The sequence below is a fragment of the Falsiroseomonas oleicola genome (assembly GCF_019029495.1).
Lineage (GTDB): Bacteria > Pseudomonadota > Alphaproteobacteria > Acetobacterales > Acetobacteraceae > Falsiroseomonas > Falsiroseomonas oleicola.
Genome location: NZ_JAERQM010000001.1, coordinates 224,047 through 238,532, shown reverse-complemented (window position 1 = coordinate 238,532; position 14,486 = coordinate 224,047). Strand labels below are relative to the sequence as shown.

Annotated in this window: 16 protein-coding genes; 8 read left to right on the top strand and 8 right to left on the bottom strand. The window is 67.6% G+C overall.

Features of this window, described 5'->3' with window-relative positions; genetic code table 11:
* Positions 1-100: 100 nt before the first annotated feature.
* The 6 genes from JJQ90_RS01160 to JJQ90_RS01135 all read right to left on the bottom strand — a co-directional run bounded on the left by JJQ90_RS01160 (position 101) and on the right by JJQ90_RS01135 (position 4,230).
* The gene (locus JJQ90_RS01160; RefSeq protein ID WP_329959339.1) at positions 101-901 is read right to left on the bottom strand and encodes an NAD kinase; all 801 of its coding nucleotides are present in this window, start codon (positions 899-901) and stop codon (positions 101-103) included.
* Between the two features lie 34 nt (positions 902-935).
* A complete protein-coding gene (locus JJQ90_RS01155) occupies positions 936-1,781 on the bottom strand; it encodes a carbon-nitrogen hydrolase family protein (RefSeq protein WP_216872640.1) in 846 nt (281 codons plus the stop codon).
* A 68-nt stretch (positions 1,782-1,849) separates the two neighbouring features.
* Positions 1,850-2,248, bottom strand: a complete 399-nt coding sequence (locus JJQ90_RS01150; protein WP_216872639.1) for a hypothetical protein — start codon at positions 2,246-2,248, stop codon at positions 1,850-1,852.
* The gene (gene moaA / locus JJQ90_RS01145; protein WP_216872638.1) at positions 2,248-3,240 is read right to left on the bottom strand and encodes a GTP 3',8-cyclase MoaA; all 993 of its coding nucleotides are present in this window, start codon (positions 3,238-3,240) and stop codon (positions 2,248-2,250) included. The genes JJQ90_RS01150 and moaA overlap by 1 nt, the downstream gene beginning before the upstream one ends.
* Positions 3,241-3,322: 82 nt before the next feature.
* Complete coding sequence (locus JJQ90_RS01140) at positions 3,323-4,078, bottom strand: sulfite exporter TauE/SafE family protein (RefSeq protein ID WP_230410292.1); 756 nt, start codon at positions 4,076-4,078, stop codon at positions 3,323-3,325.
* Complete coding sequence (locus JJQ90_RS01135) at positions 4,075-4,230, bottom strand: DUF3553 domain-containing protein (protein WP_216873711.1); 156 nt, start codon at positions 4,228-4,230, stop codon at positions 4,075-4,077. Before JJQ90_RS01135 ends, JJQ90_RS01140 begins: the two co-directional genes overlap by 4 nt.
* Before the next feature lie 188 nt (positions 4,231-4,418).
* Here JJQ90_RS01135 and JJQ90_RS01130 point away from each other — a divergent pair, with 188 nt between their 5' ends.
* The 6 genes from JJQ90_RS01130 (at position 4,419) to JJQ90_RS01105 (ending at position 10,528) form a co-directional block, all read left to right on the top strand.
* Complete coding sequence (locus tag JJQ90_RS01130; protein WP_216872637.1) at positions 4,419-5,030, top strand: histidine phosphotransferase family protein; 612 nt, start codon at positions 4,419-4,421, stop codon at positions 5,028-5,030.
* Positions 5,031-5,121: 91 nt separating this feature from the next.
* Positions 5,122-7,740, top strand: coding sequence for a hybrid sensor histidine kinase/response regulator (locus tag JJQ90_RS01125; protein ID WP_216872636.1), 2,619 nt, complete (start codon positions 5,122-5,124; stop codon positions 7,738-7,740).
* 16 nt (positions 7,741-7,756) lie between these two features.
* A complete protein-coding gene (locus JJQ90_RS01120; protein WP_230410291.1) occupies positions 7,757-8,221 on the top strand; it encodes a chemotaxis protein CheW in 465 nt (154 codons plus the stop codon).
* Positions 8,218-8,625 carry a response regulator gene (locus JJQ90_RS01115; RefSeq protein WP_216872634.1) on the top strand — a complete coding sequence of 136 codons (408 nt, stop codon included), beginning with the start codon at positions 8,218-8,220 and terminating at the stop codon, positions 8,623-8,625. Before JJQ90_RS01120 ends, JJQ90_RS01115 begins: the two co-directional genes overlap by 4 nt.
* The gene (locus JJQ90_RS01110) at positions 8,622-9,710 is read left to right on the top strand and encodes a protein-glutamate methylesterase/protein-glutamine glutaminase (protein WP_329959338.1); all 1,089 of its coding nucleotides are present in this window, start codon (positions 8,622-8,624) and stop codon (positions 9,708-9,710) included. Before JJQ90_RS01115 ends, JJQ90_RS01110 begins: the two co-directional genes overlap by 4 nt.
* Entirely contained in the window at positions 9,707-10,528 is an 822-nt protein-coding gene (locus JJQ90_RS01105) for a CheR family methyltransferase (protein ID WP_216872633.1), read from the top strand. Before JJQ90_RS01110 ends, JJQ90_RS01105 begins: the two co-directional genes overlap by 4 nt.
* Before the next feature lie 168 nt (positions 10,529-10,696).
* On the opposite strand, the gene ctrA is transcribed toward JJQ90_RS01105, so the two are convergent.
* The gene (gene ctrA, locus JJQ90_RS01100; RefSeq protein WP_216872632.1) at positions 10,697-11,431 is read right to left on the bottom strand and encodes a response regulator transcription factor CtrA; all 735 of its coding nucleotides are present in this window, start codon (positions 11,429-11,431) and stop codon (positions 10,697-10,699) included.
* On the opposite strand from ctrA, the gene JJQ90_RS01095 reads away from it, so the two are divergent.
* Together JJQ90_RS01095 and JJQ90_RS01090 are read left to right on the top strand one after the other, a co-directional pair.
* A complete protein-coding gene (locus tag JJQ90_RS01095; protein ID WP_329959337.1) occupies positions 11,358-12,905 on the top strand; it encodes a FliI/YscN family ATPase in 1,548 nt (515 codons plus the stop codon). The two genes, ctrA and JJQ90_RS01095, sit on opposite strands and share 74 nt — an antisense overlap.
* Entirely contained in the window at positions 12,892-13,302 is a 411-nt protein-coding gene (locus tag JJQ90_RS01090) for a hypothetical protein (RefSeq protein WP_216872631.1), read from the top strand. The genes JJQ90_RS01095 and JJQ90_RS01090 overlap by 14 nt, the downstream gene beginning before the upstream one ends.
* Here the strand turns inward: JJQ90_RS01090 and hppD are convergent.
* Positions 13,283-14,389 carry a 4-hydroxyphenylpyruvate dioxygenase gene (gene hppD, locus JJQ90_RS01085; protein ID WP_216872630.1) on the bottom strand — a complete coding sequence of 369 codons (1,107 nt, stop codon included), beginning with the start codon at positions 14,387-14,389 and terminating at the stop codon, positions 13,283-13,285. The genes JJQ90_RS01090 and hppD overlap by 20 nt on opposite strands.
* Positions 14,390-14,486: the final 97 nt, after the last annotated feature.

Below are 14,486 nucleotides of genomic sequence, written 5' to 3'. Positions count from 1 at the left end.
ATCGGCCCGGCGCAATATGCCAGGTGGCCGGGCGGATCGCAGAAGCGGCGGCTGGCGTCAACCTTCGGGGCGGGCGTGGCAGCCCGGCACAGGCCGCGGGTCAGACGGTGAACTGTTCCGCGATAATGCGTTCGGACAGGCCATGGTCGGGATCAAACAGCATGGTCAGCGACACCTGCCGATCCTCCCACACCTCCACCCGGCGGACGTCGCGCACCTCGGTATAGTCGGCCACGGCGGCCACCGGGCGCTTCTCCGGCTCCAGCACCTCGAACACCACCCGCGCCTCGGCCGGGAGCAGCGCGCCGCGCCAACGGCGGGGGCGGAAGGCGGAAATCGGGGTCAGGGGCAGCAGGTTGGCCCCCAAGGGTACGATCGGGCCATGCGCCGAGAGGTTGTAGGCGGTGCTGCCGGCCGGGGTGGCGACCAGCACGCCGTCGCAGATCAACTCCTCCAGTCGCTTCTTGCCATCCACCAGGATGCGGATCTTGGCGGCCTGCCGCGTCTCCCGCAGCAGGGACACCTCATTGATCGCCAGCGCCTCGACCGGATCGCCGGTGCCGACAAAGGCCCGCATGCGCAGCGGGTGCAGGGTTGCGGCCTGGGCCTGGGCGAGCCGGTCGGGAAGGCCATCTTCCCGGAAATCATTCATCAGGAAGCCGACGCTGCCGCAATTCATGCCGTAGATCGGCAGGTTGCGGCCCAGCAGCAGATGCTGTGTCTCCAGCATCATGCCGTCGCCACCCAGCGCCACCACCACGCTGGCATCGTCCAGGGCGGCATTGCCGTAGGCGGCGGCCAGGCGCCCCAGCGCCTCATTGGCCTGGTCGGTCGGCGCTGCGAGGAAGGCGATCCGGCCGGCCAGGGCCAACCCATCGGGCAGGGGGGCGAGGCCGCTCACCCCGACCGTCCGGCAAGCCGCCCGGTGCGGCGGTTCAATAGGACACCTGGGCCGCATCGCGATGTTCGAGCACGGGCATGTCGCGGCGTAGGCGGGCGGTGACGGCCTGGTCGATATCCGCCGCGGCGAAGCCGACCCCCTCCGGCAACTGCGCGACCACGCGGCCCCAGGGATCGACGATCAGGCTGTGGCCATAGGTCTGGCGCGGCCCGCCGCGTTCCTGATGCTCTCCCCAGGTCGCCGGCGCGGCGAACCAGCATTGCGTCTCGATCGCGCGGGCACGGATCAGCGTCTCCCAGTGATCACGGCCAGTCGGCACGGTGAAGGCTGCGGGCAGCAGGATCAGTTCCGCGCCGGCCCGGCGCAGGGCCAGGAACAGTTCCGGGAAGCGGATGTCATAGCAGATGGCGCAACCCACGCGGATGGGGCCGGCCTGGTAGGTCACCACCGCCTGCCCGCCGCCATAGGTCGCGCTTTCGCGGTAGCCGGCGCCATCCGGGGTGACGATGTCGAACAGGTGGATCTTCCGGTAGCGCGCCAGTTCCCGGCCCTCCGGCCCGAAGGCCAGGGTGGTATTGTAGAGCTTTTCGGGGCCACGTTCGCCGATGCTGCCACCATGCAGGTGGATGCCGTGCCGCCGCGCCATGCCGCGCAGGAATTCATAGGCCTCGCCGCCCGGATCCGGGCTGCCGGTCTCGGGAAGGGCCTCCGCGGCGGCATGGCGTGTCGCCCGGTCGCCGCCGAGGCAGGTCCAGATTTCCGGGAGCGCCACAAGGCCGGGCCGCTCGGCCGCGACCGCCGCATCGATCAGCCGTTCCGCCTGGGCGATATTGGCCGATTTGTCGTGCCCGGGATTCATCTGCACGACAGCAACGCGCATTCTGGAAAAGCTCCTGCTTCGACGCCCCACCATCAAGCCCCGCTCGCCTCCTCCCGGCAAGGGTCGCCTCAGCGAGGAGGGCGCGGCCAGTCGAGCCGGGGCTCGGCGCGCCTGGGAGCACTTCCCTCCGGCCAGGTTGCCGGTGGGGGGACTGGCGCAGCGATGGGCGGCCGGATGCGTGGCCCGGCAGCCTCGGCACGGGAGATCTGGGGCGGTTCGGCCCAGTCATCCTCTACGGGCGTGCGGCGCCGTGTGGCCTCAGGCAGGCGCGGTGCCAGGCTACGCAGCTCTGCCTGGATCTCATCGAGCTGGGTCTCAATCGCCTCCAGCCGGCCCTTCACGCCGAAGACACTGAAGGGCATCAGCAGATAGGCCAGACCGACCAGTGCCAGCAGCACCAGCACGACAAAGCCGGACCAGTCCGGCAGCCCCGGTATGGTCAGGGCAGCGGCAGCATCCTGCAACATCAGCCGCCCGTCACGCTCATATGCCTGGCCACGGCGGGTTGGCGGCGGGTGCGGTCGATCACGAAATCATGTCCTTTCGGCTTGCGTGCGATCGCGTCCAGGATCGCCTGCTGAAGCCCCGCTTCGTCGAGGTCCGGATCGCGGAGGTGGCGGCGCAGATCCGCCGAATCGTCCTGCCCCAGACACATATACAGGGTGCCGGTGCAGGTCAGCCGCACCCGGTTGCAGGATTCGCAGAAATTATGCGTCAGCGGGGTGATGAAGCCGATACGCTGCCCAGTCTCCCGCACGGTGAAGTAGCGCGCGGGGCCACCCGTGCTGTAGTCGGTCTCGTCCAGCGTCCAGTTCCGTTGCAGCCTGGTCCGCACGCTGGACAGCGGAAGGTACTGGTCGTTGCGGTCGGCCGAAATCTCACCCAGCGGCATGGTCTCGATCAGGCAAAGATCGAAGCCGTGTTCGCCGCACCACCCGATCATGCGGTCGAATTCATCCTCGTTCACGCCCTTCATCGCCACGGCATTGATCTTCACCGCCAGGCCCGCGGCCTTGGCTGCAAAAATGCCATCCAGCGTGGGCTCCAGCTTGCCCCAGCGGGTGATGGCGGCAAATGTGGCCGGGTCCAGCGTGTCCATGCTGACATTGATGCGCCGCACCCCGGCGGCGTGAAGGTCGCCCGCCATGCGGACGAGCTGGGTGCCATTGGTGGTTGTGGTCAGCTCCCGAAGCCCACCCTCGCCAAGCCGTGCGCCGAGGCTGCGGAACAGGCTCATCACGTTCTTCCGCACCAGCGGCTCGCCGCCCGTCAGGCGGATGCGGTCCACGCCGAGGCCGATGAAGGCGCCGCAGAGGCGATCCAGCTCCTCCAACGTCAGGACCTCCGCCTTGGGCAGGAAGGTCATGTCCTCCGCCATGCAATAGACACAGCGAAGGTCGCAGCGGTCGGTGACCGAGACGCGCAGGTAGCTCACCCTTCGGCCGAACGGGTCGATCATCTGGAGTCCTTCGGGCAGAGGCGCAGGCTGGTGTCGGACAGCATTTGGTCCGCCCCCCCCTCCGCGCGCAAGCCCCGCCCCGTCAGGCCAGCAATGCGATGACGCCGGTCGAGACCAGGAAAACCAGCGCGATCCGCTTGTACCAGCGTTCCGGCAACACGCGGAACAGCCTTGCGCCGGCCGGCACGCAGAGCATCATCACGGGCAGCAACAGCAATGCCTTGGCCAGGACGGCCCAGCCCATCAATCCGCCGATCGCCGGCGGGATGACGGAGATGATGGCGATGGTGCCGAAGAACAGGATGAGATTGGCGCGGTGCTGGCGCGCGGCCTCCGGCCCCGCCAGCAGGTAGAGGATGACGGGCGGGCCGCTCATCCCCGTCGCCCCCTTCAACAGCCCGGCCAGGCTGCCGATCAGCAGGTTCAGGGGCAGGGGGCGGGAGCCATGGTAGCGCCAGCCCGACATCATCAGCAGCCCGAACACCAGCACCAGCCCGCCGATGAAGCGCCGCAGCAGGTCCTGGTCGGCGGTCAGCAGGATGAAGGCTCCGAGCGGTGTCGCCAGGCAGGCCGCGGCGCCGATCGGCAGGATGACGCGGTGGTTGGCCTCCTTGATCGCCCGCGGCACCAGTTGCAGCGAGACGACCAGCTCCATCAGCAGCATCACGGGAATGCCGATTCGCGGACCCCAGAGAACCGAATAGGCGGGCGCCAGCAGCACGGCTGTACCGAACCCGGAATAACCCCGCATCAGCCCGGCGACGGCGGTGATGCCGATGGCGGCGTAGATCTGCCAGGACCGAAATAAACCCAGTATTTCCAGATGTATATCGGTCAAGACTCGTTCGGTTCCAGGGGGATGAGGGCGATCAGGTCACTGCGGATCATGACCTTTCCCGCATTCTCGAAGTTGACGGTTACGCGTTGTCCGACAACAGATTGGATCTGTCCAATGCCCCATTCCGGGCATTGGGGATGACGCACGCGCATGCCGGGTGAAAGTTCTGACCACACGGGCCGATGCTACCCATGCTCGTGGTCCCTCGCCTAGCCCGGCGCGGGACCTGGACAGGGAGTTGCCACATCGTCTTGGTGATCTGGCAACCTGCCGCCGGTATGCCGAAAGCCTGGTTCCTGGGCCGACCGTCGTGGCCGGCTCCTGCTCCGCGGAGGAATGAATGCTGCCTGACAACATCGCACTGGCCCAGGCCGTCTGCACGAGACTCTGCCATGACCTGGGGGGGGCTGCCGGTGCGCTGGCAGGTGCGCTCGACCTGCTGGAGGGGCCGGGTGACGACGCGATGGAGGTCGCGCGTGACGCGGCCCGGATCATGGACCGCCGCATCCGCTTCTACCGCGCCGCCATAGGTGCCGGTTGCGGCGACTGCAGGGTGGAGGAGATCGCGCAGATGGTGGAGGGGCTGACGCTCGGCCGGCGCGCAACCATCGACCTGGCGGATCTGGAGGCCACGGCGGTCTTTCCGGCCCATCTCGTGCAGGCGATGCTGCTTGCGGCCTGGATGGCGGTGGATGCCCTGCCGCGTGGCGGCGTGGCTCGGATGGGGGGTGATCCGGTGGGGGGGCTCTCGATCTGGCCCGATGGCCCGGGTGCCGCCTGGCCCACGGGCCTCGCGGCCGGGCTGGCGGGCGATGCCGTGCCGGTCAATCCGCGCAGTGTCTCGGTGCCCCTGCTGCTGGGCGTCGCCGCGGCGGCCGGGGTCCAGCTCGAAATGCTGATGGGGGCCGCGGGTGCCGCGCCGCTGATGCTGACCCTGGAGACGCGCAACTGAAAATGTGGAAGCGCGCCAAATCACGGCGCGTTTACCGAAAATTCGGCCTGTTCGGGCAAGCTCCGGAGACGATTAGGCGCCGGAGCCCCGAATGGACGACTTGCTCGCCGATTTCCTGACCGAGACACATGAAGGCCTGGTCGCGCTTGACGTCGCATTGCTGCGGCTGGAGCGATCCCCCGGTGACAAACCCACGCTGTCGGAAATCTTCCGACTCGTGCACACCATCAAGGGAACCTGCGGCTTTCTGGGCCTCTCCCGACTCGAACGGGTCGCACATGCCGCGGAGAATATCCTCGGCCTGTACCGTGATGGTGTGCTGACGGTCACGCCCGCCGGCGTCAGCCTGGTGCTGCGCGCGCTCGACCGGATCAAGGAGATCGTCGGCGCGCTCGAGACCGGCGGCACCGAACCCGCCGGCGACGACGCCCCGTTGATCGCCGAACTCGATGCTGCCGCCAGCGGTGACAGTGGAACTCTGCCGGCCTCCTCCGATGCGGCCGAGATCGAGGCGCAGTTCGACGTGGCCGCGAAGGACGCGACTCCGGCGATCGAGCAGCCCGCAGCGCCGATCGAGATCGCAGCGCCGAAGCCCGCGCCGTCGCCCAAGGCCGCACCAGCCGCAGAGGCGACGCCCGAGGAGCATTCCGGCGGCCGCGCGCCCCCGCAGAGCATCCGCGTCTCGGTCGATGTGCTTGAAGATCTGATGATGCTGGTCAGCGAGTTGGTGCTGACCCGCAACCAGTTGATGCAGCTGTCCCGCGCCCGCAGCGATGGCGCCTATAGCGTGCCGCTCCAGCGCCTGTCGCACATCACCTCCGACCTGCAGGACGGGGTGATGAAGACCCGGATGCAGCCGATCGGCAATGCCTGGGCGAAGATGCCGCGCCTGGTGCGCGACCTCTCGATCGAACTTGGCAAGAAGATCGACCTGGAGATGCGGGGCGCCGACACCGAGCTGGATCGGCAGGTGCTGGAACTGATCAAGGATCCCCTGACGCATATGGTCCGCAACAGCGGCGACCATGGGCTGGAGGGTCCGGAAGATAGGCGCCGCGCGGGCAAGTCCGAAACCGGCCGCATCATGCTGAACGCCTATCACGAGGGCGGCCACATCCTCATCGAGATCTCCGATGATGGTCGCGGGCTGAACACCGACAGGATCCGCCAGAAGGTCGTGTCCCAGGGCCTGGCCAGCGAGGCGGAGATCGCCGGGATGAGCGAGGCGGAGATCCACCGCTTCATCTTCCGCGCGGGCTTCTCCACCGCCGCCGCTGTCACCGCCGTCTCGGGCCGCGGTGTCGGCATGGATGTGGTCAAGACCAATGTGGAGCGGATCGGCGGCACCATCGATGTCAGCTCGGTCGAAGGGCGCGGCACCGGCTTCATCATCAAGATCCCGCTGACGCTTGCCATCGTCTCCGCCCTGATCGTCGAGGTCGCGGGGGAACGCTTCGCCATCCCGCAGATTGGCGTCCTCGAACTGGTGCGTGTCGGCGGTGGTTCCGGTTCCCGGGTCGAGCGGATCAAGGACGCGCCGGTGCTGCGCCTGCGCGACCGGCTGCTGCCTCTGGTTTCCCTCGGCCGTGTGCTGGGCCTCGATGAGGGTGCGGCGCCGGAGCTCGGCGAGAATGGCGACACCGGATTCGTGGTGGTCACGCAGGTCGGCGCCAATGTCTTCGGCATCATCGTCGACCGGCTGTTCGACACCGAGGAAATCGTGGTGAAGCCGGTGGCTCCGATCCTTCGTCACATCGGCATGTTCTCCGGGAACACCATCCTCGGCGATGGCAGCGTCATCATGATCCTCGATCCGAACGGGATCGCCCGGGTGACCGGCGTCGTCGCCGATGGTGCCGGGGCGCGTGCCGCGGAAGGGAAGGCGGCCAGCGCCGTGCGATCGAACGAGAAGACCTCCCTGCTGCTGTTCCGGGCCGGGGATGAGACGCCGAAGGCGGTGCCGCTCGGCCTCATCGCGCGGCTGGACGACATTCCGGTCGAGCAGATCGAGAATTCGGGCGGCACGCCGGTGGTGCAGTATCGCGGGCAGCTCATGCCGCTGCTGTCCATGGGCGGCTTCGCGCCGGCAGAAAGCGGCCGCACGCGGCAGACCGTGCTGGTCTTCAGCGAGGGCGAGCGCAGCCTTGGCATCATGGTCGATGCCATCCTCGACGTGGTCGATGAGGCGCTGAGCGTACAGGCGGGCCAGGGCCGTCCCGGCTTCCTGGGCTCCGCCGTGGTCGCCGGCAAGGTGACGGACGTGATCGATACGGCCTGGTGGCTCGGCCAGGGCGGCGGCGACTGGTTCCGCCCTGCGGCCTCCGCTTCGGTCAGCCGGCGCCTGCTGGTGGTGGAAGACAGCGCCTTCTTCCGCGAACTGGTCGTGCCGGCCCTGGCGGCGGAGGGCTACGAGGTGGTCGCGGTCGAAGGTCCGGTCCAGGCGTTGCGCCTGCGGGAGCGGGGCGAGGCCTTCGACGCCATCGTGTCCGATATCGAGATGCCGGAGATGGATGGCTATGCCTTCGCCCGCGACGTGCGCGGCGGCGGCACCTGGCAGGAACTGCCGATGATCGCGCTGACCGGGCGGGTCGATCCGGCGGCGGTGGCACGTGGCCGGGCAGCGGGCTTCACCGACTATGTCGGCAAGTATGACCGCGAAGCCCTGCTCGCGAGCCTCGCGGAGTGCCTTGCCGTGCCGGTTGCGGCCTGAAGCGGAGGATCTGGTCTTGCGTAATCAAGCAACCCAATCGGCAGTCACCGATGCCGATCTTTTCCTGACCCTGACCGTGGCGGGCCAGGCTTGCGGTGTCCCCGTGCTGGTCGTGCGCGATGTGCTCGGCCCACAGGTCATCACGCGCATTCCGCTGGCACCGCCCGAAGTGGCTGGCAGCCTCAACCTGCGGGGACGCATCGTCACCGCGGTCGATCTGCGGCGCAGGCTCGGCCTGCCGCCCAGGCCGGCGGACATCCAGCCAATGAGCATCGTGGTCGAGATGGCCGGTGAGCTCTACAGCATGCTGGCCGATGCGGTCGGCGAGGTTGTTCCGCTGCGCCAGGAGGATTCCGCGGCCAATCCTCCGACCTTGGATGCTGTCTGGCGCGAGGTTTCGCGCGGCGTGCATCGTCGGGACGGGCAATTGCTGATCGTCCTGGATGTCGAGCGTGTGCTCGCGATCGGCGGTGGCCGATGAGCGCCCCCGTGGATCAGGCGGCGGTGCGCCAGTGCCTCGTCGTCGATGACAGCCGTGTCGTGCGCAAGGCGGCGCGGCGCTTCATGGAAGGCTTCGGCTTCACCGTCCGCGAGGCGGGCGATGGCAGCGAGGCATTGACCGCCTGCCGCGAGCTGCTGCCGGAACTGGTGCTGCTCGACTGGAACATGCCAGTGATGGATGGCCTGTCCTTCCTGCGCGCGGCACGTGCCGAATTCGGCCGCGACCATCCGGTCGTCGTGCTCTGCACCACGGAGATCGCCTTCGAGCGCATCGTCGAGGCGCTGGAGGCGGGCGCCCAGGAATATGTGATGAAGCCTTTCGATGCCGAGATCCTGGGCAGCAAGCTGACGCAGCTCGGATTGCTGCAGGCAGCGGCGGCGTGATCAGCACTGGGCCTGTCCGGGTCCTGCTGTGCGACGATAGCGCGGCGGCGCGCACCATCATGTCGCGGATGCTGGCAACGGATCCGGACATCAAGGTGGTCGCCAGGGCGACCGATGGCGGCGACGCGCTCGCACAGTTGACGGCCATGCCCGTGGCGGAGAGGCCGCAGGTGGTGCTGCTCGACCTCGAAATGCCGCGCATGGATGGCATGACGGCACTGCCGCTGCTGCTGAAGGCAGCGCCGCAGACGGCGATCATCGTCGCCAGTGCGCTGAGCCAGCGCGGCGCGACGGCCACCATGGCGGCGCTGCGGGCCGGGGCGGTCGACTACGTGCCCAAGCCCTCCGCGGCGGCAGGCGGTATGAATGGTGGGCAGTTCCAGGCGGAGCTGGTCGCCAAGGTGAAGGGCTGGGCGCGCATGCGGCGCCCCGCCTCCCGCGCCGCTCCGACAGCCGCGCCTCGCTATGTCCTGGCGGCGCGTCCGGCGGTCATCGCTGGTAAGCCGCGCGCGATCGCCATCGGCTCCTCCACCGGTGGGCCGCAGGCGCTGGCCAGTCTTGTTGCGAAACTGGATCGTCCTCTGGGCATGCCGGTGGTCGTGGTGCAGCACATGCCGGCGGGGTTCACCACGCTGCTGGCGGATCACCTGAACCGCATCGGCACCTTGCCCTGCAGCGAGGCGAAGGATGGGGAGAAACTGCTGCCAGGCCGCCTCTATCTGGCGCCCGGCGATCGGCATCTTCTCATCAAGGATGTGGGGGGCAGCCTGGTGTCGCAACTTGGCGATGGTCCGCCGGAGAACTTCTGTCGCCCTGCGGTGGACCCGATGCTGCGCAGCCTGGTCGCTGCGTGCCAGGGACGCCTGCTGGTGGCGATCCTGACCGGCATGGGAAGCGACGGCCTTGCGGGCTGCCGTTCCGTGACCGGGGCAGGGGGCGCCGTCCTGGCGCAGGATGAAGCGAGTTCGGTCGTCTGGGGCATGCCCGGTGCGGTCGCAAAGGCCGGGATCGCCTCGGCGATTCTCAGTGTCGAGGACATTGCCAGCCGTATTCTTGTGGCTGGCGCAGACGGAAAGCGGACATGACGAACGACGATTTCGCTGAGATTGCCGGAGTTGTGCGACGCCGTTCCGGCATCGTGCTGACCTCGGACAAGGCCTATCTCCTGGAAACCCGCCTCGGGCCTGTGCTGAGCCGTTTCGGCCTGGCCTCCCTCGCGGCGCTGGGCCAGAAGCTGCGACGGCCGGATGAGGCGCTGGAGCGCGCGGTGGTGGAGGCGCTGACGACACATGAGTCGTCCTTCTTCCGCGATGGCAAGCCCTTCGAGCATCTCACCAAGGTCCTGCCCCGGCTGATAGCCTCCCGCTCCCCCGGCGCGCCCTTGCGGATCTGGTCGGCCGCCTGCTCGACGGGGCAGGAGCCCTATTCGATCGCCATGCTGGTGGCCGATACCATGGGCGCGCGCAAGGATTGCCGCGTGGAAATCCTTGCGACGGATATCTCGGCGGAAATCCTCCAGCGTGCGCGGCAAGGGGTCTTCACGCAGTTTGAGGTGCAGCGCGGTCTTCCGATCCGCTCCCTGGTGAAGCACTTCAAGCAGGATGGCGCGAAGTGGAAGATTTCACCGGAGCTGGCGGCGATGGTGCGTTTCGAGGAGCGCAACCTGCTGAACGATCTTTCGTCGCTGGGTCGTTTCGACGCGATTTTCTGCCGTAATGTGCTGATCTATTTTGATGCGCCAACCAAGACGCGCGTTCTCGATGCGCTCGCGCGGCGACTGACGCCGGATGGCGTCCTGTATCTGGGAGGGGCGGAGACGGTGCTTGGATTGACCGACCGGCTGGTGCCGATTGCTGGCGAGCGTGGCGCCTATGGCACATCCCCCCAGCGCGCTGCAGCCTGACAGGGAAGCAAGGGTTTGGCCATGCGCCCGGTGGGTGCATGGCGCATCATGACAAGCAAAAACCCGGCTTCCGTTGGGGGCCGGGTTTGAAGAGCAAGCTGTCGTGACATCGCCGGCCCACCCAGGCCATGAAACTGGACTGGGTGCAGATTATTGGCGCCGTTCGCCTCAGGCGGCGGCGCTTGCCGGGCCGCCGCGGCCATCAGGGCCTGCCGGCAGACGCACGGTATTGTTCGGCTCCCGCAGAACATAGCCACGGCCCCAGACGGTGCCAATCAGCTCCGCCGCGCCGGCGTTTGCCAATTTCTTGCGCAGCTTGCAGATGAAGACGTCAATGATCTTCACCTCCGGTTCATCCATTCCCCCGTAGAGGTGATTCAGGAACGCCTCCTTCGTCAGGACCACGCCTTTGCGAAGGGTGAGGAGTTCGAGAACCGCGTATTCCTTGCCGGTCAGATGCACAGCATGCCCATCGACCAGAACTTCGCGCGAGCCAAGGTTGAGGGTCAGCGGACCCACCGAGAGGGTCGGCTGGCTGAAGCCCTTGGCGCGGCGGACGATGGCCTGGATACGGGCCACCAACTCCTGCTGGTCGAAGGGCTTGGTGATGTAGTCGTCGGCACCCATGCCGAAGCCACGGATCTTCGCCTGCGGCCTTGTCAGGCCGGAGAGGATCAACACCGGCGTCTCGAGGCGCGCCGCACGCAGCCTGCGCACAACCTCATATCCTTCCATGTCAGGAAGCATGAGGTCGAGAATGACGATGTCGTAGTCATACAGCCTGGCAAGCTCGAGGGCTTCTTCGCCCGTGTCGGCCGTGTCCACGATCATGGCCGAGGCCTTGAGCGCTAGAGTGACACCACGCGCGACAATTGTATCATCTTCAACCAAAAGGACACGCATGGAACGCCTCCACACACCGGATGCGTGTATGAATACCACTTCTACGCGATTTGTGAAGGGCTTATTCACCGAAAAAACGCATCATACCCAAGGTATAAACGGGAAAATAGCTGTTCATGACATTTTTAGACATTCCATGAAAAGTAAGGAATGGTGGGCCGCGGCCCGTGCCTTGCGCCAAATCCCACGTCATCAGCGTCGCGGTATCGTCCAGGCCGCCGACCTGCTCGCGGTCGATGTTGCGGGAATTCGACCCAGCCTCGCAATCGGAGAAAGACTCGGTATTCAACTCAGGGGTTCTGCCGAACCGTCGCTGGCAGAGGTTGTCAGCATCGGGCGCTCCTCGGCGCGCGCCGTCATTTTCGGCGAGACATCTAACATGGCCGAGGGTGATGAGGTCGTTGCCCTCGAAAGCCCAGGATTGCGTGTGGGGCAGGGCTGGCTCGGGCGCGTGGTCGACCCGCTGGGCCGCCCGCTGGATGGCAAGGGGCCGTTGCTCGGCGGGCAGCACGCCCGGCCCACCCGCGCAGCGGCCCCTCCGGCCGCAACACGGCAGCGCCTTGGCCCGCCGGTCGGGGTCGGTGTCCGGGTCCTTGATGCCTTCTGCACCATGCGGGAAGGCCAGCGGATCGGGCTTTTCGCCGCCTCCGGGATCGGCAAGTCCACGCTGCTCGCCACCATGGCGCGGGCTGCAGCCTTCGATGTGGTGGTCCTTGGGCTGATCGGGGAACGCGGCCGCGAATTGCGGGAATTCATCGAGGACGATCTGGGACCGGAAGGCCTGGCACGCAGTGTCGTCGTCTGCGCCACCTCCGACGCCCCCGCGGCCCTGCGGCGCGAGGCCGGTTATGCGAGCCTGGCGGTGGCCGAGCGTTTCCGCGATGCCGGCCATCGCGTGCTGCTGCTGCTGGATTCCGTCACGCGCTTTGCCCTGGCCTGCCGCGAGATCGGCCTGGCGGCGGGGGAGCCGCCCGCGACCCGTGGCTATCCGCCCAGCGTCTTCCGGGAACTGCCGGCGCTGCTGGAACGGGCCGGCCCGGGCGGGCCTGGCGCCGGCAGCATCACCGCCCTGATGACGGTGCTGGTGGAGGGCGATGACCATGACGAACCCATCGCCGACGCTGTGCGCGGCATCCTCGACGGCCATGCGGTGCTGGAGCGGCGGATTGCCGAGGCGGGCCGCTACCCGGCGGTGGAGGTGCTGCGCAGCCTGTCGCGCAGCGCCCCGGGCTGCCTGACGCCGGATCAGGCGGGGCTGGTGCGCCAGGCCCGCAAGATATTGTCGTTGCGGGATGAGGTGGCGGATCTGGTCCGCCTCGGCGCCTATCGCGCCGGGACCGACGCCTCAGTCGATCAGGCTCTGCGCATGGCGCCACGCATCGATGCCATGCTGCATCAGGCGCGTGGCGAGGTCTCGACATTGGAGGAGGCCTTTGCCCGCCTCGCCGAGGCGCTGTCCGATGCCCCGGCCTAGCCCGATCGAGGCCCTGCGCCTGCTCCGCAGGATCGAGTTGGATGCGGCGCGCCGCAGCCTCGGGGATGCTTTGGCCCAGGAGAGCCAGGCGGCAGAGGCCCAGCAACGTGCTGAAGCGATGCGCGAGTCCGAAAGGGCGGGCGCGGCGCCGGAGGCCTTTGCCGCCTGGCTGCCCACCGCCCAGTCCCGGGTGGCGCAGCTTGCCGCCCGCCGCGATGCCATCGCCGCGGGCATTCTGCCACTGCGCGATGCGGTCGCCGCCGCCTCCCGCGCCGAGAGCGCCGTGGTGGAGGAGGCGGCGCGGCTGCGCAGCCAGGCGCGGGCCGAGCGGCTGGAGCGGATGCAGGCGCGGCTGGATGACCTGCCGCGCGGTGCGCTCAGGCCGCCGCCGGCTTGAGGACGCCGCGGCGGATCTGGTCCAGCTCGATGCTCTCGAACAGGGCGCGGAAATTGCCCTCGCCAAAGCCCTGGTCGCCCTGGCGCTGGATCAATTCGAAGAAGATCGGCCCGATGACGGTGTCGGTGAAGATCTGCAGCAGGCGGCCGCCCTCGGGCGTCGGTGCCCCGTCCATCAGGATGCGGTTGCGCCGCAGCCGATCAATTCCTGCCTCAATGCCAGGGAGCCGGTTGGGCAGCAGCTCATAATAGGTGTCGGGCGTGTCCAGGAATTTCACCTCGGCGGCGCGCATCGCCTCGACACTCGCATGGATGTCGGCGGTGCCGAGGGCGACGTGCTGGATGCCCTCGCCACCATAGGCGCGGAGAAATTCCTCGATCTGGCTGCGGTCGTCCGAGCTTTCATTGATCGGGATGCGGATCTGGCCGCAGGGGGAGGTGAGGGCGCGGGACTTCAGCCCGGTCAGCTTGCCCTCGATGTCAAAGTAGCGAATCTCACGGAAATTGAAGAGCTTGGCGTAGAACTGCCACCAGACATCCATGCGGCCGCGATGGACGTTATGGGTCAGGTGGTCGATCACGGTCAGGCCGCTGCCCTTGGGGCTGGGGTCGCGTTCGCCGGTCCAGTGGAAATCGACATCATAGATGCTGCCGCGCGGGCCGTAGCGGTCCACGAAATACAGCAGGGACCCGCCAATGCCTTCGATGGCCGGGATGTTCAGCTCCATCGGGCCGATCCTCCCCTGCACCGGCTTGGCGCCGAGCGCGATGGCGCGCTGATAGGCCTGGGCGGCATCCGCCACCCGGAAGGCCATGGCGCAGGCGCAGGGGCCATGCACCCGGGCGAAGGCCTGGGCGAAGCTCTCCGGCTCCGCGTTCAGGATGAAATTGACATCGCCCTGGCGCCAGAGCGTCACCGCCTTGGAGCGATGGCGCGCCACGGCCGAGAAGCCCAGGCGGGCGAACAGGGTCTCCAGATAGGGCAGGTCCGGGCCGGTGAACTCCACGAATTCGAAGCCATCCGTGCCCATCGGGTTGGCCTCGGAGATCTGGCCAGCATAGGCGCTGCGATCAGGCGGGACATCCATGGCGCTTCTCCCTGCGTCGGTGAGGCAACAGGAATACGCCATCCCGCGCGGTGAATTCCGGCGAATTTCCTTCCGACTGTGGGTGTGCTTTCGTGAT

Coding starts and splice junctions, on each gene's coding strand:
- JJQ90_RS01135 (WP_216873711.1), bottom strand. CDS start 4,230: ATGCGCGTGCGTCATCCCCAATGCCCGGAATGGGGCATTGGACAGATC.
- JJQ90_RS01090 (WP_216872631.1), top strand. CDS start 12,892: ATGCCCCGGCCTAGCCCGATCGAGGCCCTGCGCCTGCTCCGCAGGATC.
- JJQ90_RS01095 (WP_329959337.1), top strand. CDS start 11,358: ATGGCCGAGGCCTTGAGCGCTAGAGTGACACCACGCGCGACAATTGTA.
- JJQ90_RS01125 (WP_216872636.1), top strand. CDS start 5,122: ATGGACGACTTGCTCGCCGATTTCCTGACCGAGACACATGAAGGCCTG.
- JJQ90_RS01115 (WP_216872634.1), top strand. CDS start 8,218: ATGAGCGCCCCCGTGGATCAGGCGGCGGTGCGCCAGTGCCTCGTCGTC.
- JJQ90_RS01105 (WP_216872633.1), top strand. CDS start 9,707: ATGACGAACGACGATTTCGCTGAGATTGCCGGAGTTGTGCGACGCCGT.
- JJQ90_RS01150 (WP_216872639.1), bottom strand. CDS start 2,248: ATGTTGCAGGATGCTGCCGCTGCCCTGACCATACCGGGGCTGCCGGAC.
- JJQ90_RS01155 (WP_216872640.1), bottom strand. CDS start 1,781: ATGCGCGTTGCTGTCGTGCAGATGAATCCCGGGCACGACAAATCGGCC.
- JJQ90_RS01130 (WP_216872637.1), top strand. CDS start 4,419: ATGCTGCCTGACAACATCGCACTGGCCCAGGCCGTCTGCACGAGACTC.
- ctrA (WP_216872632.1), bottom strand. CDS start 11,431: ATGCGTGTCCTTTTGGTTGAAGATGATACAATTGTCGCGCGTGGTGTC.
- moaA (WP_216872638.1), bottom strand. CDS start 3,240: ATGATCGACCCGTTCGGCCGAAGGGTGAGCTACCTGCGCGTCTCGGTC.
- hppD (WP_216872630.1), bottom strand. CDS start 14,389: ATGGATGTCCCGCCTGATCGCAGCGCCTATGCTGGCCAGATCTCCGAG.